Source organism: Pedobacter duraquae, assembly GCF_004362245.1.
GTDB lineage: Bacteria > Bacteroidota > Bacteroidia > Sphingobacteriales > Sphingobacteriaceae > Pedobacter > Pedobacter duraquae.
The window spans coordinates 21,327-41,744 of the sequence record NZ_SNWM01000005.1; the positions used below are offsets into that span (position 1 = coordinate 21,327).

General features: G+C 40.8%; 20 protein-coding genes and 1 tRNA gene. 10 read left to right on the plus strand and 11 right to left on the minus strand.

Annotated elements, in window-relative coordinates:
• Positions 1–7: 7 nt before the first annotated feature.
• Both CLV32_RS17980 and CLV32_RS23160 read right to left on the minus strand, forming a co-directional pair.
• Positions 8–1,591, minus strand: a complete 1,584-nt coding sequence (locus CLV32_RS17980) for a peptide chain release factor 3 (RefSeq protein WP_133558137.1) — start codon at positions 1,589–1,591, stop codon at positions 8–10.
• 96 nt (positions 1,592–1,687) lie between these two features.
• A complete protein-coding gene (locus CLV32_RS23160; RefSeq protein ID WP_166641983.1) occupies positions 1,688–3,193 on the minus strand; it encodes a DUF6600 domain-containing protein in 1,506 nt (501 codons plus the stop codon).
• A 323-nt stretch (positions 3,194–3,516) separates the two neighbouring features.
• On the opposite strand from CLV32_RS23160, the gene CLV32_RS17990 reads away from it, so the two are divergent.
• Positions 3,517–4,236 carry an SAM-dependent methyltransferase gene (locus tag CLV32_RS17990; RefSeq protein ID WP_133558139.1) on the plus strand — a complete coding sequence of 240 codons (720 nt, stop codon included), beginning with the start codon at positions 3,517–3,519 and terminating at the stop codon, positions 4,234–4,236.
• On the opposite strand, the gene nadD is transcribed toward CLV32_RS17990, so the two are convergent.
• Genes nadD through CLV32_RS18005 form a run of 3 tightly spaced genes read right to left on the minus strand, consistent with a single transcriptional unit; the run spans position 4,233 to position 6,261 of the window.
• The gene (gene nadD, locus CLV32_RS17995) at positions 4,233–4,805 is read right to left on the minus strand and encodes a nicotinate (nicotinamide) nucleotide adenylyltransferase (protein WP_133558141.1); all 573 of its coding nucleotides are present in this window, start codon (positions 4,803–4,805) and stop codon (positions 4,233–4,235) included. The two genes, CLV32_RS17990 and nadD, sit on opposite strands and share 4 nt — an antisense overlap.
• Before the next feature lie 3 nt (positions 4,806–4,808).
• Positions 4,809–5,378: a guanylate kinase gene (gmk, locus tag CLV32_RS18000; RefSeq protein ID WP_133558143.1), complete on the minus strand. Its 570-nt coding sequence runs from the start codon at positions 5,376–5,378 to the stop codon at positions 4,809–4,811.
• Between the two features lie 19 nt (positions 5,379–5,397).
• Entirely contained in the window at positions 5,398–6,261 is an 864-nt protein-coding gene (locus CLV32_RS18005; protein WP_133558688.1) for a YicC/YloC family endoribonuclease, read from the minus strand.
• 110 nt (positions 6,262–6,371) lie between these two features.
• On the opposite strand from CLV32_RS18005, the gene CLV32_RS18010 reads away from it, so the two are divergent.
• A complete protein-coding gene (locus CLV32_RS18010) occupies positions 6,372–7,079 on the plus strand; it encodes a hypothetical protein (protein WP_243732351.1) in 708 nt (235 codons plus the stop codon).
• Between the two features lie 11 nt (positions 7,080–7,090).
• On the opposite strand, the gene rnc is transcribed toward CLV32_RS18010, so the two are convergent.
• From rnc to CLV32_RS18025, 3 genes are read right to left on the minus strand one after another with little or no spacing between them, the layout of a single operon-like run.
• Positions 7,091–7,819, minus strand: a complete 729-nt coding sequence (rnc, locus tag CLV32_RS18015; protein ID WP_208111052.1) for a ribonuclease III — start codon at positions 7,817–7,819, stop codon at positions 7,091–7,093.
• A 36-nt stretch (positions 7,820–7,855) separates the two neighbouring features.
• Positions 7,856–9,109: a beta-ketoacyl-ACP synthase II gene (gene fabF / locus CLV32_RS18020; RefSeq protein WP_133558147.1), complete on the minus strand. Its 1,254-nt coding sequence runs from the start codon at positions 9,107–9,109 to the stop codon at positions 7,856–7,858.
• A 29-nt stretch (positions 9,110–9,138) separates the two neighbouring features.
• A complete protein-coding gene (locus tag CLV32_RS18025) occupies positions 9,139–9,375 on the minus strand; it encodes an acyl carrier protein (protein WP_031266521.1) in 237 nt (78 codons plus the stop codon).
• Between the two features lie 157 nt (positions 9,376–9,532).
• On the opposite strand from CLV32_RS18025, the gene CLV32_RS18030 reads away from it, so the two are divergent.
• From CLV32_RS18030 to CLV32_RS18050, 5 genes are all read left to right on the plus strand, one after another.
• Positions 9,533–9,952: an IPExxxVDY family protein gene (locus tag CLV32_RS18030; RefSeq protein ID WP_133558150.1), complete on the plus strand. Its 420-nt coding sequence runs from the start codon at positions 9,533–9,535 to the stop codon at positions 9,950–9,952.
• 139 nt (positions 9,953–10,091) lie between these two features.
• Positions 10,092–11,522: a pyruvate kinase gene (pyk, locus tag CLV32_RS18035; protein ID WP_133558152.1), complete on the plus strand. Its 1,431-nt coding sequence runs from the start codon at positions 10,092–10,094 to the stop codon at positions 11,520–11,522.
• Positions 11,523–11,572: 50 nt separating this feature from the next.
• Positions 11,573–11,658: transfer RNA gene (locus CLV32_RS18040), tRNA-Ser, on the plus strand.
• A gap of 108 nt (positions 11,659–11,766) precedes the next feature.
• A complete protein-coding gene (locus CLV32_RS18045; protein WP_133558154.1) occupies positions 11,767–12,447 on the plus strand; it encodes a hypothetical protein in 681 nt (226 codons plus the stop codon).
• A 175-nt stretch (positions 12,448–12,622) separates the two neighbouring features.
• Complete coding sequence (locus CLV32_RS18050) at positions 12,623–13,021, plus strand: DUF302 domain-containing protein (protein WP_133558156.1); 399 nt, start codon at positions 12,623–12,625, stop codon at positions 13,019–13,021.
• A 127-nt stretch (positions 13,022–13,148) separates the two neighbouring features.
• On the opposite strand, the gene yiaA is transcribed toward CLV32_RS18050, so the two are convergent.
• Entirely contained in the window at positions 13,149–13,616 is a 468-nt protein-coding gene (yiaA, locus tag CLV32_RS18055; RefSeq protein ID WP_133558158.1) for an inner membrane protein YiaA, read from the minus strand.
• 118 nt (positions 13,617–13,734) lie between these two features.
• Between yiaA and CLV32_RS18060 the strand changes: the two genes are divergently transcribed.
• The gene (locus CLV32_RS18060) at positions 13,735–15,231 is read left to right on the plus strand and encodes a hypothetical protein (RefSeq protein ID WP_133558160.1); all 1,497 of its coding nucleotides are present in this window, start codon (positions 13,735–13,737) and stop codon (positions 15,229–15,231) included.
• 130 nt (positions 15,232–15,361) lie between these two features.
• Positions 15,362–16,291: a Dyp-type peroxidase gene (locus CLV32_RS18065; protein WP_133558162.1), complete on the plus strand. Its 930-nt coding sequence runs from the start codon at positions 15,362–15,364 to the stop codon at positions 16,289–16,291.
• Here the strand turns inward: CLV32_RS18065 and CLV32_RS18070 are convergent.
• Both CLV32_RS18070 and CLV32_RS18075 read right to left on the minus strand, forming a co-directional pair.
• The gene (locus tag CLV32_RS18070) at positions 16,288–17,001 is read right to left on the minus strand and encodes a LytR/AlgR family response regulator transcription factor (RefSeq protein WP_133558164.1); all 714 of its coding nucleotides are present in this window, start codon (positions 16,999–17,001) and stop codon (positions 16,288–16,290) included. The two genes, CLV32_RS18065 and CLV32_RS18070, sit on opposite strands and share 4 nt — an antisense overlap.
• A 12-nt stretch (positions 17,002–17,013) precedes the next feature.
• Positions 17,014–18,036: a sensor histidine kinase gene (locus tag CLV32_RS18075; protein ID WP_133558166.1), complete on the minus strand. Its 1,023-nt coding sequence runs from the start codon at positions 18,034–18,036 to the stop codon at positions 17,014–17,016.
• Positions 18,037–18,174: 138 nt separating this feature from the next.
• Here CLV32_RS18075 and CLV32_RS18080 point away from each other — a divergent pair, with 138 nt between their 5' ends.
• Positions 18,175–20,403, plus strand: coding sequence for an outer membrane beta-barrel protein (locus CLV32_RS18080; RefSeq protein ID WP_133558168.1), 2,229 nt, complete (start codon positions 18,175–18,177; stop codon positions 20,401–20,403).
• Positions 20,404–20,418 lie beyond the last annotated feature (15 nt).

A 20,418-nucleotide genomic window follows, 5' to 3' on the forward strand; every position in this document is an offset into this window, starting at 1 on the left:
CTTTTTATTATGACTTAAATTCTGATGTTTTGTGAAATTCGATATCCGGATAATCTCTTTTAGTCATGTTGATCATAAAATCATTATCAGCTAAAAATACAGGATTCCCATCTTTATCCATGCCAATGTGTTGTTGCTTTCTTTTCAGGAACTCTTCCAGCTTTTTCTTATCTGTTGATGTCACCCAGTTTGAACGACTATAGCTCAACATACGGAAATGCGCTTTTGCTCCATACTCATGCTCTAGTCGGAAAGCGATAACTTCAAACTGCAGATCACCTACTGCGCCAATAATCTTACGGTTCCCTGGTTGCTGTACAAAGAGCTGAGCCACGCCTTCTTCAGTAAGTTGTTGGATCCCTTTCTCGAGTTGTTTTGTGCGAAGTGGGTCCATATTCTCTACTTCCTTGAATATTTCAGGAGAGAAGCTTGGAATACCTTTAAATTGAAGTTTTTCACCCTCGGTCAATGTGTCGCCGATTTTAAAGTTACCACTGTCATATAAGCCAACAACATCTCCTGGCCAGGCCTCCTCAACAATGCTTTTTTCGTTGGCCATAAAATCCATAGGATTGGAGAATTTCAGTTTCTTATCCTGACGGGTGTGGTAGTAGAATTTGTTACGTTCAAACTTGCCGGAACAAATTCTTAAAAAGGCAATTCTATCGCGGTGCTTGGGATCAAGATTGGCGTGGATCTTAAAGACAAATCCTGTAAAATTCTTTTCATCAACGGCAACCATACGCTCTTCGGCCTCACGACTTTTGGGGCTTGGTGCAATTTCTATAAAGGTATCTAGCAATTCTTTAATCCCGAAGTTGTTGATGGCGCTCCCAAAAAATACCGGTGCGAGCAAGCCGTCCTTGTAAAGACTATCGTCAAGTGTACCATAAACCCCCTCAACCAGTTCCAGGTCAGATTTAAGTCCATCCAGCTCCTTTGGTTTCAGGAAGGCATTTAGCTGTGCATCATTCAGGTCACTTACTTCAATTACTGACTCACTGATCTTGGTTTTATCTGGCTCAAACAGATTAAGGTGATTGTTGTAAATACTATAAACCCCTTTAAAAGTATGGCCTTGGCCAATTGGCCAGGAAAGGGGGCAAAGGCTAATGCTTAACTTGTTTTCTATTTCATCAAGTAGATCAAAAGCGTCCTTACCTTCGCGATCCATTTTATTCACAAAAATAATTACCGGTGTATTCCGCATCCGGCAAACCGCCATCAGCTTTTCAGTCTGCTCTTCCACACCTTTAACACAGTCTACGACCAGAATTACGCTATCTACTGCCGACAACGTCCTGTAAGTATCTTCAGCAAAATCCTTGTGACCCGGTGTATCCAGGATATTGATGCGCTTACCCTGATATTCAAAACCCATTACAGAGGTAGCTACAGAGATCCCCCTTTGCTTCTCGATCTCCATAAAATCTGAAGTGCTGCTTTGGTTAGCCTTATTACGCTTAACGGCACCGGCGGTGTTTATGGCACCGCCAAATAGCAGGAACTTTTCTGTAAGCGTAGTCTTTCCGGCATCGGGGTGACTGATAATGGCAAATGTTTTTCTTTTTTCTATTTCTGGGTGGATCATAAAGGATTACGCCTATTTGCGAATGAGGGTGCAAAGATAAATATAAAATATAAAAGAAAAACCGGCTCTAATGCCGGTTTTTCAATACTTATTTGTTTATCCTCGTCCAGGACGACTACTTTCTCTCGCCCCGCCTCCGTTATTTTCGGCTGTTCTTGCCGGTGGTGACACGCGTTCCTGACGTTGAGGACGCTCCATCTGGCGTTGTTGCTGTTGTTGAGCTTGTTGCTGACGTTGTTGGTTCTGTTGCTCCTGACGTTGCTGCATCTGCTGTTGGCGTTGCTGCTGTTGTTGTTGTGCTTGTTGCTGACGCTCCTGATTCTGTTGCGCCTGGCGCTGCTGCATTTGCTCCTGAGATCTTTGTCCCTGCTCACGTTGCTGGCGCTCTTGGTTTTGTTGCGCCTGACGTTGCTGCATCTGCTGAGAACGCTCCTGGCGTTGTTGTTGCATCTGCTGCATTTGCTCCTGAGACCTTTGTCCCTGCTCACGTTGCTGGCGCTCTTGGTTTTGTTGTCCCTGACGCTGTTGCATTTGTTCCTGGCGTTGCTGATTCTGAGCCTGCATTCTCTGCTGGTCTTCAGGAGAACGTTGTCCGCGATTCATATCCGGCCTTTGTTGTACCTCTCCTACACGTTGTTGATCCTGAGGTCGCTCACCACGTTCATTGCGGTTCTGGTCTCCCCCAAAGTTCCGATTTCTCGCATTTGGATTCTGATCTGCGTTGCGTTGATCCATGCCATTCCGGTTCTGATCATTTCTATTTTGATCATTCCTATTCTGACCAGCGTTTCTGTTGTCCCCATTTCTATCCGGCCTATCTCCCGGTCTGCCGATATCGCCACGTTGTACATTTCTAGGTGCAGCATTACGGTTATCAACGTTCCTGTTCGGTCTCGGATTATACATGTGGATCGAGTTATTAGAAACATAACTTCTTCCAGGTCTGTTAGAGCGGTCGATGTTATAAATGCGGACATCTCTATTCGTTACCCTTCTGATCTCATCTCTGCGAGGACCGCTATAATAGCTGCGGTTTCCACGAACATATACGTTATTGATAATTGTAGTCTGGCCTAAATAACCGTAGTTCCTGTTAGAATAGTACCTTGGGAATCGGTTAATGTAAATACTAGCCTGCGGTGTAAATACCCACCAGAAATCGGGGATATTAAACCCAATGCTCACATTTACACCTAAGCCAGGACCCAACGGTGCCCAGCCATAATAGCCGCCGCCACTTCTCCAGTTTACCCATGCTGGTCCCCAGGTTGTATCAGGAATCCACATCCATTGATTGTATCTGTCTGTCACCCATCTTCCGTAATGGAAAGGTGCCCAACCCCAGTCGTAGTCAGAAACCCAAGTATTTCCGTATTCAGTCATTGCCCAATGTCCGTTAGAATAATAGGGTCTGAAATCCTGTTGGTCTACATCAGGTCGCCATACATAGCCGTATTGCTGATCCTGAATCCAGGTTCCATAAGGAGAAAGCTCATCGTAGAATGTCTGCATAGACACGTTCTCGTCCTGCGCCATAACTTTCTGCGTGGTTCCGGTGAGAAGGAGCATGAGCCCCAACACAATCACCGGCAGTTTGATCATGTTTTTCATTTTGTGTTTAATTTGTGTGTGTGTGTTGATTTGTTAACTAACCTAAAACCTTTATATCAATAGGAGTTCCAATTCCCTAAATAGTTTAATCACCTAAGAATAATTACAATACTACGATGATCTATCGCCGAATTATATCTTTTAATTTTATGAGATTACAGCTTTAATATTTGGTTTTCCTACAATACAAGTTAAGAAAAATCCAGTTAAAAACCAAATAAACCGGCTATTAATGACGCTATTCTGGTAATAATCCGTCCGTTTTTCGCCTTTCAGTTATTTATTGTTTTCCTTTGCAGATTCAACATTCAACTATGCAAAAAGGCGTCCTATTTTTAATACCGGTTCCATTAACAGAAGAGGCAACTCAGAAATCCTATACGCCATTTGGCATTGAGGTTATCAATTCGATCAAAACTTATATCGTAGAAAATGAAAAAACTGCACGTAAGTTTTTGAAAGAGGCCGGATTAAAAACACCGCAAAGTGAGTTGCTTATCCATGATTATGGAAAACACAAGCGTGGTAACTCGGTTGCAATTTTCCTTAAGGAACTGTTAAATGGACAGGATGTAGGTTTGATGAGTGAGGCAGGATGCCCTGGCGTAGCAGATCCAGGTGCAGACATCGTTGCCGAAGCGCACCGCCGCGGAATTAAAGTCGTTCCTCTTGCTGGTCCAAGTTCTATTCTCCTGGCATTGATGGCTTCGGGCTTTAACGGTCAAAGTTTCACGTTTCATGGCTATCTGCCTATTGATAAAGTGGAACGCGGAAAGAAAATTAAAGATCTGGAACAGCTTGCTGAAAAGAACAAGCAGACGCAGATTTTCATGGAAACCCCTTTCCGTAATAACCACCTGCTGGATGATGTGCTTAAAAATGCAGCACCACAAACTTTACTTTGCATCGCCAGTAATATCACTGCACCCGAAGAATATATAAAAACACAGTCCGTTGCTTTCTGGCGCAAGGAGCGCGCTGCTATAGATTTACATAAAAAACCGACGATATTTCTATTGTACCGCCAGTTTTAGCGGTACATATTTTTACTTTCGATAAAATCCAATACCCGGTCCGGCACAAAATATTGCACATTTTTCCCTGCGGTGATAGCCTTACGGATAAATGTTGATGATATTTCCATTTCTGGTGTGTCAGTAAAAACAATAGCCGGATGTCCTGTCCATTCACTGGTGTCTGAACCTGAACGCGGATAAACGAAAATCTTATAGTCTGACAGCAACACCTCGTAGTTCTTCCATTTTTTTAGCGAGACCAGATTATCGGCGCCCATAATCAGAACAAACTCCCTGCCTGGATAACGTTCCTTCAAATAAGCTAACGTATCTATAGTGTAAGAGGGTTGGGGCAACCCAAATTCGATATCGCTTACTTTAAGGTGTTCTGAATTTTCGGTAGCTAACTTAGCCATTTCCAGGCGGTCGTATTTATTGGTTAGCTTGCGCTTATCTTTCAACGGATTGTGCGGCGATACCACCATCCAGACTTCATCCAGGTCAGTAAAATTCGCCATATAATTGGCAATCATTAGATGACCTGCATGAATCGGATTGAAGGAACCAAAAAATAGCCCGGTTTTCATATTTTAACTGTTGATAAAAGCAGATACCAGTTCCTCCGCCTCTTTACACGCCGTGGCGAGGTCATAATTTTTAAGGATCACATCAAATTTATCAGCGTATTCTAACTCTTTTTCGGCCTTTATAAAGCGTTCTTGTAGTTTTTCCAGAGAATCTGTTCCCCTGCCGCTTAAACGCTCTTTTAACGCCTCTAATGACGGCGGCTGTACAAAAATGGCCAATGCATCCTCTTCGTATTTACGTTTAAGACGAAGACCGCCTTCCACATCAATGTCAAATATCACATGCTTGCCCTCATTCCAGATTCTTTCGATTTCTGAACGTAAGGTGCCATAAAAAGTCCCGTTATAGACCTCTTCGAATTCAACAAATTCCTGACGGGCAACACGGTGAAGGAAATCTTCCTTGGTAATGAAATAATAGTCATCTTCATGCTGTTCAGAACCCCTTAATTCACGGGTCGTAGCAGAAATGGAAAAGCGGAGCGTAGGAAATTTTTGTAAAAGGTGTTTTACGATTGTAGTCTTTCCCGCACCTGAGGGAGCTGAAAATATGATGAGTTTACCCTGTGTCATTGATATAAGTTAAAACGTATTACAATACGTTCAATAGTTGTTCTTTAATTTTCTCCAATTCTTCTTTCATGCCCACAACAAGTTGTTGAATTTGTGCATCATTGGCTTTAGCCCCCATAGTATTGATCTCACGACCGATTTCCTGAGAGATAAAGCCAAGTTTTTTGCCATTCGCATCTTTACCATTTAAGCTCTGAATGAAATAGTCACAATGACTCTTCAATCTAATTTTTTCCTCTGTGATATCAAGTTTATCGATATAATAGATCAGTTCCTGCTCCAGACGGTTTTGGTCAACACTTACTTTTCCTGCATTTTCTTCCAGAAATGCACTCAGACGCGCTTTGATCTGTGGGATTCTAAGTGGTTCTATTTCTTCAACCTGTGCAAAGAAACTCAGGATATTTTTAATTCTCAGTTCCAGATCAGCCTTAAGGACATCACCCTCCATGGTTCTGAATTGATTAAAGTTTTTTAACGCCGTATAAAATGTCTGTTCAACGATGGCCCATTCACCCTCGTTAACTTCCTCTTCAGGGTAAGAAACGACCTCAGGAAAGCTAAGTACAGCTTGTAAAAGATTACTGGAATCTGCGCCCAGGCTTACATTAATCGCTTCCAGCTCTTTGTAATATTTTGTAAGCAGCGCCGCATTGATAGTTGCTCCTTTTGCACTTTCCTCATTACGCTCGATGTTAATCGATACACTTACCTTACCACGCTCGATATCCTTGCTACATACATTGCGCAACACTAATTCTTTTTCAGAATAAGCTTTAGGTAATTTCAAATTGAGCTCCAGGAACTTACTGTTCAAAGACTTGATCTCAACAGCAAACTTAGTATTCTCATGATCGGTAGAGGCCAGGCCATAGCCTGTCATAGATTTTATCATGTGCAAAGATATGATTTATTGTTAAATGGTTAAATGCTATGATTTTTAACTTTTTTTAACGCTCAAGTTGTTAAGCAATGACTAAATTTGCAACAACTATGAACCGCAATCACCTTTTGCTAATTGCTTTTTTCACGCTATTATTGCCATTTTATGCTGTTGCGCAGGAAACGATGGTTAAAGGGGCCGTAATGGAAAGTGGTACGAGGAACCGTATCGCGCTTGCTGAAATTACCAATAAACGCAATGGTTTTGTAGTCGGAAGCAATGATCTTGGTCTTTTTGAAATTAAGGCAGCAATAGGGGATACGCTTGTTTTTGTGAAGCGTGACTTCTCCGACAGACAGATTGTCGTCGTACAAACAAATTCAATTGTAGTTCAGCTCACCCGAACAACTTTAGATCAAGTTGATATTATCGGTCAGAATAAACGTCAGGAAATGAACGCCGTAAAAAAAGATTTTAGGGACAAAGGATCATTCTATGCGGGCAAGCCTCCAGTTTTATCTTATATTTTTACGCCACTAACAGCGCTCTATGAGCTCTTTGGTAAAACACCCAAAAACGCCAGGAGATTTAATAAGTATTATGGCACTGAACTCCAGCAGGGTGAAATAGATGGATTTTTCAATGAGACCAAAATCCAGAAGGAAACAGATTTGCGCGGAGCTGATCTGGAGGATTATATGCTGAATTACAGACCCGAATATCAGCAGGTGCAAAAGTGGACGGACTATGATGCGATCAAGTACATCAGGGAAACTTCAAAAAAATTCACAGATACCTTAAGGAAGAAACCTCAATAAAGTTATCTTGTTTAAATTGACAATGCTTCGCAGGCTTTTTCTGCAGCCAGCTTCTCCGCATTTTTCTTGTTATAATCCCGTCCGATACCATAGCTCTCACCTTCAACAACAGCTTTGATGGTGAATAATTTTGTGCTTTCACCAGCCTCGTTCTCTACCATGTCAAAAGTGATATCCTTGCCATGGCGTTGACACCATTCAATTAATTTACTCTTGAAATTGGTCTCTGTAAGCTCCAGTGTATGGATGTCTATATAGGGCTTTACGATCCTTTTTAACAGGAAATCTTTCGTGTAATTGTACCCTTTATCGAGATAAATTGCGCCGATTAACGCTTCAAAAGCATCACCCAACATAGAGTGATGCTTAGTTTGCATGTTGACCATCTTCTGATCAAATACAATCAACTGATCAAAACCCATCTTGCGCGCCAGTTGGTTCAGATTCGCACGATTTACTATTTTAGAGCGCATTTCCGTTAAAAAACCTTCCTCTTTGTAAGGATAGCTTTTAAAAAGCAACTCGGCTATCACGGAGCCCAATATCGCATCACCTAAAAACTCCAGGCGTTCATTACTGCTTCTGCTACCGTTTTTTAAAACTTTAGCTACAGAACGGTGCCGGAAAGCCATTTTATACAAAACGGTATTTCCAGGCACAAAACCTAAAATGTTTTTAAGCTTATTGATAAACTCCTTGTCAGCCGAGAAATAAAGCTTATAAAAGTCAAACAAAGGCATTGATCTTTAAAGAAATCACCATTATAGCGGGTTATTTTAGTCTACGTATTTTTTGAAAATAACAGATGCATTGTGGCCACCAAAACCAAATGTGTTACTCAAGGCAGCACGAACCTCGCGTTTTTCAGCTTTGTTGAACGTGAAGTTCAGTTTCGCATCAAATGCCGGATCATCAGTAAAATGGTTGATCGTAGGCGGAACAATGTCGTTTTTTACCGCTAAAATAGCTGCAATAGCTTCAACAGCACCAGCAGCACCCAATAGGTGACCAGTCATTGATTTGGTAGAACTGATGTTTAACTGGTAAGCATCTTCACCAAAAAGATCCACAATTGCACTCGTCTCAGAAATATCTCCCAGTGGGGTAGACGTTCCATGAACATTGATGTAATCAATGTCAGACGTTTTTAATTTAGCATCTCTTAATGCGTTGGTCATCACCATTCTTGCACCCAATCCCTGAGGATGTGGAGCAGTAATGTGGTTGGCATCGGCACTCATTCCACCACCAACAATTTCAGCATAGATTTTAGCACCACGTTTCTTGGCATGTTCTAATTCTTCCAGAATGATAGTCCCGGCACCTTCACCAGCAACAAAACCATCGCGGTCTTTATCGAAAGGTCTGGACGCTGTTTGTGGATCATCATTGCGGGTAGACAGGGCATGCATCGCATTAAATCCACCGATACCGGCTTCATTAATAATAGCTTCAGAGCCACCTGTAATAAATACATCAGCCATATCCAGACGGATATAGTTAAATGCATCGATCATAGCGTTGGTTGATGAAGCGCAAGCAGAAACTGTAGCGAAGTTTGGTCCGCGAAGACCATATTTGATAGAGATATGTCCGGAAACAATATCAATAATCATCTTCGGAATGAAGAAAGGATTAATGCGCGGAGTACCATCTCCGGCAAAAAAGTTCCGCATTTCATCTAAAAACGTTTTGATCCCACCAATTCCAGAACCCCAGATTACCCCGATACGGTTCGTATCCAGGGTTGAAAAGTCGAACTGGCCATCACGGACAGCTTCTTCAGTAGAGGCAATGGCATATTGGACAAATGGATCAAGTTTGCGGGCTTCCTTCTTATCCATGAAGTCTTCAGGATTGAAGTTTTTCAGCTCGCAGGCAAATTTTGTCTTGAACTTTTCAGTATCAAAACTTGTAATAGGCGCAGCGCCGCTCACACCATTTAGCAAGCCATCCCAGAATTCCGGGATAGTATTACCAATTGGAGTGAGCGCACCTAAACCTGTAACTACTACTCTTTTTAATTCCATTTATACGGATTATACGGAGACCGTATGTTTTACTTTACGTTTTTCTCTAGATAAGCAACAGCTTGACCTACTGTACCAATAGTTTCAGCCTGGTCATCAGGAATTGCTACATTGAATTCTTTCTCGAATTCCATGATAAGCTCTACAGTATCCAAAGAATCCGCACCAAGGTCGTTAGTGAAAGAAGCTTCTGGTGTAACTTCGCTTTCATCTACTCCTAATTTTTCAACGATAATAGCCTTAACTCTTGAAGCAATATCAGACATAATGTTATAATTTAATGGTTAAATAATTCAGTGCAAAGAAAAATAAATTCTGACACATTTCAAATGTTTATTTTCGTGCCAATTTTAATGTTTTTATTTTGATCTGTAAAGTAAAATTAGTTTTATAATTTTGAATCCTAAAGCAAAATCGTCCCTTTTGAATAAAACCTATTTAAAACTATCCTTAGATCTGGATTTTGTGTTGATCGCTATTACAGCCTCTCTCAAGGATTATGTCCTCTGCCACAAAATCAATACAAACCTCAGCTTTAATTTTGAGAAAATAGCAGATCATGAAGTTTATTTCAAAATTAACGAACCCGCACTGGCCTTCTCCAAATATTATTTTTACGTTGATCAAGGAGAAAACGAATACTATATTGTAAACAATAGAAACAGCGAAGGGTTTTTAATTCCTGAAATGAACCGCGTGGATTATTTTCTGATCATCCATAATTATCTTGATCCCGAAGATCTAAATTATATTATTCGGGGATTGAATAAACTGCCTGATATTCAGGTTGCTGCACAGGTGGATCCACTCAGACTCAAGTCAAAGGAAAATTTGGTAATGTAAATTTTATATTGGAGGTGTATTAAATACACTATATTTGAATCTTGCAATCAAATATAAATTAAGAAATAACCAGACGGATAGTGGTTTATCGCATATAAGCCCTGCTCTTTATCCGCCATTTTTAAATAAAATAACTCAAATGAAACCTTTTCATTCAAGAACAAAAATTGTAGCCACATTAGGGCCTGCATCTGCAAAACCAGACGTTTTATTTAGCATGTTTAATGCAGGTTTGGACGTTTGTCGTTTAAACTTTTCACATGGCTCACAGGCAGATCACCAGGAAGTGCTGGATACCATCAGAATGCTGAACAAAAAACACGATTATAATGTAGGTATCCTGGCTGATTTACAGGGTCCTAAAATTCGTATCGGTATGGTTAAAGATGGTGGTATTCACTTAGTAAATGGTGCACAAACTACTATAACTACTAAAGAATGCATCGGTAACGAAGAACGTATCTACATTACATACGATACTTTCCCAAAAGATGTTAAAGCAGGCGAAATTATCCTTTTGGATGATGGTAAACTGCAAATGCGTGTGATTTCGACCAACCTGGAAGATGAGGTTGTTTGTGAAGTTGTTCACGGCGGTATTCTGACTTCAAGAAAAGGAGTTAACTTACCAAATACTAAAGTTTCTATCCCTTCATTAACTATCGAAGACCGTAAAAACCTTGAGTTTGTACTTGAAAACGACGTAGAATGGATCGGTCTATCTTTTGTACGTAACGCAGCAGATATTGTTGAACTGAAAGATATCATCAAACAAAGAGGCAAATCAGCTCGTGTTATCGCGAAAATTGAAAAACCTGAGGCTATCGCCAATATCGACGAAATCATTGCTGTTTCAGACGGTATTATGGTTGCCCGTGGTGATCTTGGAGTAGAAATGCCAATGGAAGAAGTTCCTTTGTTGCAAAAAATGATCGTTAATAAATGTCGCGCAGCCTCGAAACCGGTAATCGTAGCTACCCAGATGTTGGAAAGTATGATCACCACACCTAGGCCAACACGTGCTGAGGTAAATGACGTAGCAAACTCTGTGCTTGACGGTGCTGATGCAGTAATGCTAAGCGGCGAGACTTCTGTAGGAGAGTTTCCACTGATCGTTATCGAGACGATGCAGAAAATCATCCAAAATATCGAGCAGAACAACTACCCGTTCCACCCAGATAAATTCCTTAAGCCGAATGATCCTAGCTTCCTGAGTGATGCAATCTGTGATTCTGCTTGTTTCCTGGCTAAACAAACCAGCGCTGTTGGTATCGTTTCTATGACAACCAGCGGATATACTGCTTTCGAAATCTCTAGTCACAGACCTAAAGCGTTGACTTACATCTTCACCAGCAACAGAGCGCTACTAAATAGCTTAAGTTTGGTATGGGGCGTTCAGGGCTTCTATTATGATAAATTCGAAAGTACTGATGATACCATCACTGATGTAAACGAATTGCTTAAATCAATGAAATTTGTTAAAAAAGGTGATATAGTAATTAACACAGCTGCAATTCCTATGGAACAAAAAGGCAAAACAAACATGCTTAAAGTTACTGTAATTGAGTAAACCATAATTTGGGATTGCAAAAAACTTTTCTACTTTTGCAATCCCAAAAAGGAGAGGTGTCCGAGTGGCTGAAGGAGCACGCTTGGAAAGCGTGTGTACTCAAAAGGTACCGAGGGTTCGAATCCCTCTCTCTCCGCTGGTACTGGAATTAAGATTTATAGAAAGCCTGCTAATTCATATTGGCAGGCTTTTTTTTATGCACTAATACGAGATTATCTGTGTAACTTAATTCAAAAATCGACATATGGCAGCAAATGATGAATGGCGTAAACTCTATGCTGAAGCCTTTCGGAATAAGTTTTCTTTGGATTACGTAGCAAAATTCGAAAAGCTGCAACAGGAACATCTGGGAAAGGATACCTATAACGAGATGAAGTTTCATTGTAAGCATGTTGTATTGTTGATTTATCGAAACAATCAACAAGCCGAAGATGCATTTAGAATCAATTTAGAGATGCTGCGTGACACGCCAAACGATCATTATGGATATTGGAATGTTATAGGCATAGCCACCCGAGATAGTGCAGAGCTAAACAGAACGACCGAGATACGTCAGTTTGCAATGCGGTATTTAAAAAACAAGAATGACAACATTGCCAAACTTGAAGTCTTTCAATGGTATATTGACCACTTTGCTAATGATGAAAAATACAGCGAGGAAGTTCTGGTTGATTTAGAGCCAGCGCTGGCTGCTGTTGTGCTCAATATGGATATTCAGATTGACAATACCTCATCATTCGCTACACGTGTACATTACCTATTGAAGGAAAATAGAAAAGCGATAAAAAGACTTGGTAATTTTCATAAAAAAAGAGAAAATGCTTCGGAAAAGCAACAACTACAAAACATTGAGAGGTATATGAAAAGGGAATCTATTGGATGGTATCGCAGGAATCTTTTCACGGGCTGTCAGCGGCCAATTTGATTTTACTGGCCTTTAGTTATAATCTCGTTAACAAATCAATACTTAGGGTTTAAACGATTCTATTTGCCTGTTCAACGAAATGAAGGTCTGGCCTTTAAGAACAAATCGTAGTTTTAATCAAGCAAGAAATTGAAAGCACTTTATCTCGCGCCTAATCAGCAATAACTGCACAATTATGATCATTAAAGGAATTATATCTAAGACCAGTCCTTATTCTGTTAAAGAAACTGTAGACAGACTTGTGGTAATGCTCACTTTGCACGACATAAAAATTTACGCTAGAATTGACCAGCAGGAAGAGTTGCAGAGCTCTCAAATTGCAGCACTGCCGATGGAATATCTTTTGTTCGGCAGCCCCAAACATAGCGGGCCACTCATGGTTGAAAATCCACTTATAGCCATAGACCTGCCAATGAAAATTATAGTCTGGCAATCGGATGATAACGAAGTGTTCGTCACCTACAACGATGCGGCTTACCTCAGCGAGCGGTTTGGACTACATGAAGATTTAACAAGCTACTTAAGCATACACCACCTGTTGCTTGAACAAATGACAGCATCCAGTCCTAATTGATTCAATATCCGCGTTAATTTACGTCATGATAATTTACTGCGGATCTCCTGTACAATGGCAAAATCACCTGCGTCAATAAACCCCGCAGCTCCCTATCTGGGAAGTCTGCGGGGTGGCAACCGCTACGTTACAGTTCTTTATCCTCGTACATCTTAGCGTCGCGGGTGTTCTTTTGTACAGCAATAGCAGAAAACATACTTAGGCAGAATGCCATGGCATAAAATCCTTTTTCACTTAAGGTGAGGTCAGCATTCCACAGACCAACCGTTAGCAGTACCATTGCTGCTATTGTGGCAAACCAACTCAGACCATAATACAGATCGGTAACGGCAAGTTTCTCTGCCCTGTCTCTCACACTTTTTTGTACAGAGATCACCGCGAATAAGCCGAATAATAAAATGGTGAAATAATAGCCCTTTTCGTTCAGCTCCATGGTTGCATTCCACAAACCAATACAATAGCCCACGGCTCCTGTTAATAAGGCAAACCAGGATGCGCCGATAAATGCGGCAGTTGGTTTAAAAGGATTTTTAACGTTTTCTTCGTGTTTTACGTTAGATGAATTTTCTTCAGTTCTTTGATTTAGCGGTTCCATATTATTTTGTTTTTGATTAATATGAAAGCTAAGGTCGGATGTAAAATCTATCCGCTAAAGACAGAATTCGAAAATAACTGACGATATAATTCTGTATTTATTGTACTTTCATATCCATATGGATTCAATTCTGGAATTACTCAATTTACTTAATAAGTCCGATAAAAAGCTTTTCAAGCAGTATCTGGGGCATAAAAACAAAAGGAATGATGTCAAGAATTTGCAGTTACTGGATTTGATAGAAACTGACGATACCAATGGGTTAAATAGCCTCTACGATCCGGAAAAAAATAATGATGCCTATTATGCTTTACGTAAAAGGTTGCAGGATAATTTGCTGTTGTTCTTATCGCAGAAAACCTTTGAGAGCAGTCTTTCTGACACCTATGATGCGCTGAGGCTGGTAGTAGTAGGTCGGTTTTTATTGGAAAATCATGTAATCAAGACCGCTTTTAAATGTTTGGATAAGGCTGAACGCCTGGCTCAACATTTGGATCAATTTAATTTATTGAACGAGCTTCTGTTGTTGAAAATACAGTATGCACATCTGCCGGAAGCGGAAGACTTTGACAACCTGACTATGCGCTTTCTGAAAAACCAGTCTGACATGCAGCGTGAAGCCAAGCTCAATATGGCCTATGCCTTTTTAAGAAAAGAGCTCCAGGAGATACACCTCAAAGGGAAGATTGTTAATCTGACAAGCTTAATCCTGATCACAATCCGGAAATACAAAATTTCTGAACAGGACCTGATGACCTACAAATCCATCTATCAAATTCTTTTCATTGCCAATGAATATGCCGCGATACAACAGAATTACGGATTGATAGAGCGGTATGTAAACCGAACCAATCAATTTATGAAAGATCAGGTCGTTAAGCAGGCTTATCTTTTTCACCACATTTCTATCTTATATTTTTTGGCAAACTTCCATTTGCGCCGAAGGGATTTTAGCAGGAGTAATGACTATCTGAAGGAAATGATGGCTTTAATGGAGACGGATAGTCGTTACCACGCATTGTTTTGTTTACGTCACCAGTTACTCGCCGGACTCAACTTGTTTTTTACTGGCTTTGCCAGCGAAGCAATTACCTTGTTACAGGAAGCGCTCTCCAAGGCAAAAAACACCGCTAAGCCTGAAGATATCGAAGATTTACGAATATGCCTGACCATGTTTCTAGCGCTGTGTGATGATAGAAGGAGTTTGAAACAGCTGATCCTGCTCACGCGTACTGATGCCTGGTATGAGAAAAAACTGGGTATGTTGTGGACGATCAGGAAGAATCTGATGGAGATTTTGATTCATGCACAGTTCTCTAACATCGATCTTGCCATGTCGCGACTGGATAGCTTTCGTAGGCGATATAAAAAATATCTTTTGAAAACCTCGGAAGAACGGGTCTTAGCATACCTCGGCCTGGCAGAAAAATATCTTTTACACCCAGAAGTAGCTTTTGAAGCGCCTTACCGGACGAACGTATTAAAACAGTTAGACACCGTAGCGAACAGCGATATTTTTACTTTGGGTTTTATCGCCTGGTTAATCGCACGCTGGGAAAAGAAAACAGCCTATGATATCGTTTTAACACTTGTTCAAGACAACGTTGTTGTGTAGCGACAGGTAGCCTGTTCCCAATCTAACACTTTAGAAAATGTGCTTGAGCGAAGGGGAATTTGCAGTTCAAATGCGCTAAATCGCCGTTTTATTTTTATTATTATAGTACTTTAGGAAACGTCTCAAATTTATGAAGCCAGATTCACAAAATGTTACCGACTATACCAATAACAACACCATCTTCATGGTATGGAACTTTAAGGACAACCTACAGGTAGATGATGTCTTTAAACGACTGTGTAGTCTAATCATCAACCTCAATAACTCGGCTAACGTGCGCTTTCCCGTCTCACGCGCAAGCTGCGTAATGGGCATCGGATATGATGCCTGGCTACGACTTCAACTTCCGCAACCCTTGCCAAAGGAGCTGGTTAATTTCGCGCCAATAATAGGCGAGAAACATACTGCAGTTGCCTCTAAAGGAGACTTACATTTTCACATTCGTTCAGATGCTCCGAGTTGGTGTTACGATATCGCATCAGCGATTACAGACCTGCTATCATCGGTTGCAGATAGTGTAGATGAAGTTCATGGGTTCAGATACTGGGACAGCCGTTCTATTTTAGGATTTGTTGACGGAACGGAAAATCCGCATGGGCAGGATCGGGAATTATTCAGTCTCATTGGTGCAGAAGATCCTGAATATGCTGGCGGCAGCTACTTGTTTGTTCAGAAGTATCTGCACAACTTAACGGCCTGGAAAAATCTATCTACTGAACAGCAAGAAAAAGTAATCGGAAGATACAAGGCTAACGATATCGAAATGGCTGATGATGTGAAACCCGCCAATTCCCATATTGCGCTAGCCAACGTAGGTGATGATTTTAAAATAGTGAGAGACAACATGCCTTTTGGCAATATGTCGACCAACGAAATGGGGACCTATTTTATAGCTTATGCGAGTACATTTACTACTGTAAATAAAATGCTCAGCAATATGTTTATCGGATCTCCTATTGGGAATTATGACCGGATACTAGACTTCAGTACTGCAACAACGGGAGCTTTGTTTTTCGTGCCTACATTCGATATGATAGATGCTTTTTCATCGGATGATTAATTCTTTAATCCCAAATGAAGACGTACCTTATCTTTGAACGACTCGCCCACAGGCAGGTATTCCTTATTTACGATAATCCGACCCTTCTCGATAAAATCAATCTGATCAATGTTGACAATATAAGATTTGTGTATGCGCAGGAAGCTGGACGGCAACATCCCTTCCATATTCTTCATGCGCTCTAATGATAATATTTTCCCTGTAGGGGTATGTATGGTAATATAATCGCCTAATCCTTCAATGTATTGGATAGATGCAAGTAACACCTTTTGAACGCGGTACTCTGTTTTTATAAAAATGTAAGCTGGCGATGGATTCCGATCTGGAGCCAACGATACCCGGGAAGCACTTATCCGCAGTCTAACTTTATTGATGGAGACTAGAAACCGCTCAAAAGTAACGGGTTTAAGTAAGTAGTCGGCCACATCATGCTCATAACCTTCAATTGCATATTCAGTATATGCAGTAGTTATAATGACATGAATTGGTGCATGCTTAATGATTTTTACCAATTCCATTCCTGTGAGCTCTGGCATCTGTATATCCAGAAATAGGAGATCAACCTGATGCTGTCCGATATATTCCAGAGCCTCCATTGCTGAGGTACTTTTAAAACTGAGCTCAAGACCAGGGGTTTTAACAATGTAATCGCCCAAAAGCTTCACTGCCGGAAATTCATCATCAACAACAACACACTTCAACATATTCATAGGAGATTGTTTTTATAGCTGCCGATAAATGCCCAGCGTTAAATTTACAGTAAATTTATCTTGATGCTGCGAGATCGTTAAATTGTGATTATCGGGGTACAGCAATGCCAGTCGCTTGCGCACGTTATCAATCCCAATGCCGCCAGTTAAATCTTTTCTTTTAACACGCACCTCATTGGTGCAATTCAAAAGGATTTGATTGCTTGCAGTAGTGCTAATGGTAATTGTTAGCCATTCGCGCTCCGAAGAGATGTTCCCGTGTTTGAAAGCATTTTCTACAAAAGGAATTAATAACAATGGGGGCAACTGAGCTGGTAATCCATCGTTTGTATAGTTAAACTTAATTTTGCTCGGTGCCTCAAAACGCAATTGCTCCAATGCGATATATTGTTCAATGTAATGAACTTCTTTTTCGAGCGTACTCATGTCTTTGTCATCATAAATCATGTAACGCAGCAAATCTGATAATCCCGATATTGCCGGCAATGATTGTGCGGAATTGTGATAAACCATGGAGTAAATGTTATTGAGATTGTTAAAAAGAAAATGTGGATTGATTTGTGAGCGTAGGAAAGAGAGGGATGCCAGTCGGTTTTCGAGCGCAAGGTCACGTTCCTGCAATTCTTTAAATTGTGCATACTGCACAAAATAGAATACCATCGCGAAGATGCAATAGAAAGCATTATATAACACCTCTGTTCTAAAAAACCTGGAGATCCGCAAATGATCTGCTGATAACCACTGCGTACCCCAATAACTCATGGTGAAGCACGTGATAAAGGCCACAACAAGAATACATATTAGGGAAATATACCTGCGTCGGGGATAAAAACAATACAGCGCATAATAGGTGCTTAACGTAAACAGGAAGGACATTAAAATATCTGTCAGCAAGCTCATCAATCGCTGATCATAGCTGCGTTCATCAATATAGCTAAACTTTCCGTAATAAAGATCTGGTAGGTGCCCGCCAAGGTGTACCATAGCATAGAACACCAGGAAAACAATCGCCAATATTCCTGTCTTTACCTTCATTCCTCAAACCTAGCTTAATTTGTAAAAAATACACCCCGAATATTATCGTGTTTATCGAGATGTTTTCCTTGTTTAACGATTGTGCTCTTCGAAGCAGATCGTCAAAAGTAGTTTAGCTTCAGTTAATTAGCTAAAGATATGAGAAAATACTTTTTTATCCTTCTCGTCCTGGGGTTTACATCCGCCAATGCACAAGAAAGGGAACAAAAAACAGACACAGTAAAAAAAGACTCGCTCATCAGTTTACACTTCCTGGACGAAGTGAAGGTCAGCACCAGGAAAAAAATAATTGAGCGGAAGGTTGACCGGACAATCATTAATATTGCGCAACTCGCAAATGTGGCTGGAATTGATGTGCTGGACTTACTTGGCAAATTACCAGGACTACGTGTTACGGACGATGGCAATATTAATCTGATGGGGAAGGGTGTAACCGTGTATGTGGACGGTAAGCTAACCTATTTGTCGGGCAACGACCTGGCCGCCTATCTGAAATCAATGCCTGTCGATTTGCTCGATAAGATCGAGCTGATGCCCAATCCTTCGGCGAAGTATGATGCGGCGGGCAGCGGAGGCGTTGTCAACATCATCACTAAGAAAAACAAACAGGAAGGGTACAATATCGGTGCGGCAGCAAATCTTGGTAAAGGCTTTTACCGCAAGGCCAATGGCTCCGTAAATATGAATTATCGGCAGGGAAAGTTTAACTTTTTTGGGAACGCTGGGGTGGGGGCTCCAAAAGACTTTGAAAATTCATCATCAACAAGGCGATTCTTGACTTCGCAGGGGTTCCCCATATCAACACTCAGTCAGGAAAATGAGATTACTTACACCAGATACAATAGCAATTTGAAATTGGGAGCAGACTACTACCTCAACACAAAAACAACAATGGGTATAATTATGAATGCTGCCAATAATACTGTTGAAGAAAGAGGTCACAACACAAATCTGCGCTTCAGTCGATTTATTTATCCAGATTCATCAGTAATTTCTATTAATAACGTGAACAATAGATTTCGAAACAAACTCCTTAACCTAAACATAACCCATCAGTTTGACTCCTTGGGATCAGAGCTTAGCGTCGACATGGATTATGGTAAATATCGCACTCAGATTGACCAGGTATTTAGCAACAGCACATTTTCTGACATTGGACTACCCACTAATAATACCAGGATCTCTGGAATGCTACCCCGTGATATCACCATCTATTCTGCGAAAGCAGATTTTTCATACCCATCAAAAAAAGGAATTGCTTTCAATTCCGGCATTAAAATAAGCAAGGTCGCTACGGATAACAAAGCGGAATATTTCAAGGGCAAGATAGGCGGGGAGCAGCCAGATTCTGAACGATCTAATCACTTCCGATATCATGAAATCATCAGCGCAGCTTATATGGAAGGCTACCAGGAACTGGGAGAATTTGCCTTTAAAGTAGGGTTAAGAATTGAGGATACGCAAGCTAATGGACATCAGCTAGGGAACAGTATAATGCCAGATTCTACGTTCAACAGAAAATACGCGAATCTTTTCCCCTCCCTGTTTATTTCCTTTAAGCCCGATAAGGAAAATAAACACCAGTTTTTCTTAAACTTTGGACGCCGGATCGGCCGACCAGGATATGATAAATTAAATCCATTTTTAACTTTAGTGCAGCGCTACAACCATGTGTCCGGAAATCCCTTCCTGCAACCTGATTTTACCAATAACTTTGAACTCAGCCATGTGTTTAAAGAACAATTAAATACAGTAGCATACTATTCAGATTTGTCAAACATTAGTGGTCAGGTTATCAGGACTTATGGAGATGTATATGTCCAGCGACCAGAGAATACAGGAAGCCTGCAAATCACAGGACTCATGATCACCTATAATAAGGACATCTTCAAATGGTGGAACGCTGATCTTTCAGTTAATCCTGAACGGATTCACATGAATGTGCTGTTGGATAGTAAACGCGTAGACACGACATACTATGCACATTCACTTAATTGGTTTAACAGGCTTACAATTGGTAAAAATTGTACTGCAGAATTGGTCTTAAATTGGGGTGGCAGAACCTTTTCGGGACAAAATACCACCAAAGGTATCGCAGCGTTACGTGCCGGCATTAGGAAACAATTTTTTAAAGGTAAAGCCACGATCGGTGTAAGTGCCAGCGACCTCTTTTATTCGGCCATAACTCAGGGACAGGTAATCAATGTTGCCGGATCTGACGGCATCTATAGAAATCGTAAAGATAGTCGCACTGTGATGCTTTCATTAAGCTATAAAATGAGTAGAAATGCTAAAGATACCAAGCGGCCAAGAGACCGGAATGGAGCCCGGGATGAACAAAACCGGGTCCAGACAAGTCCGTATTGACGCTTAATTGTGTGG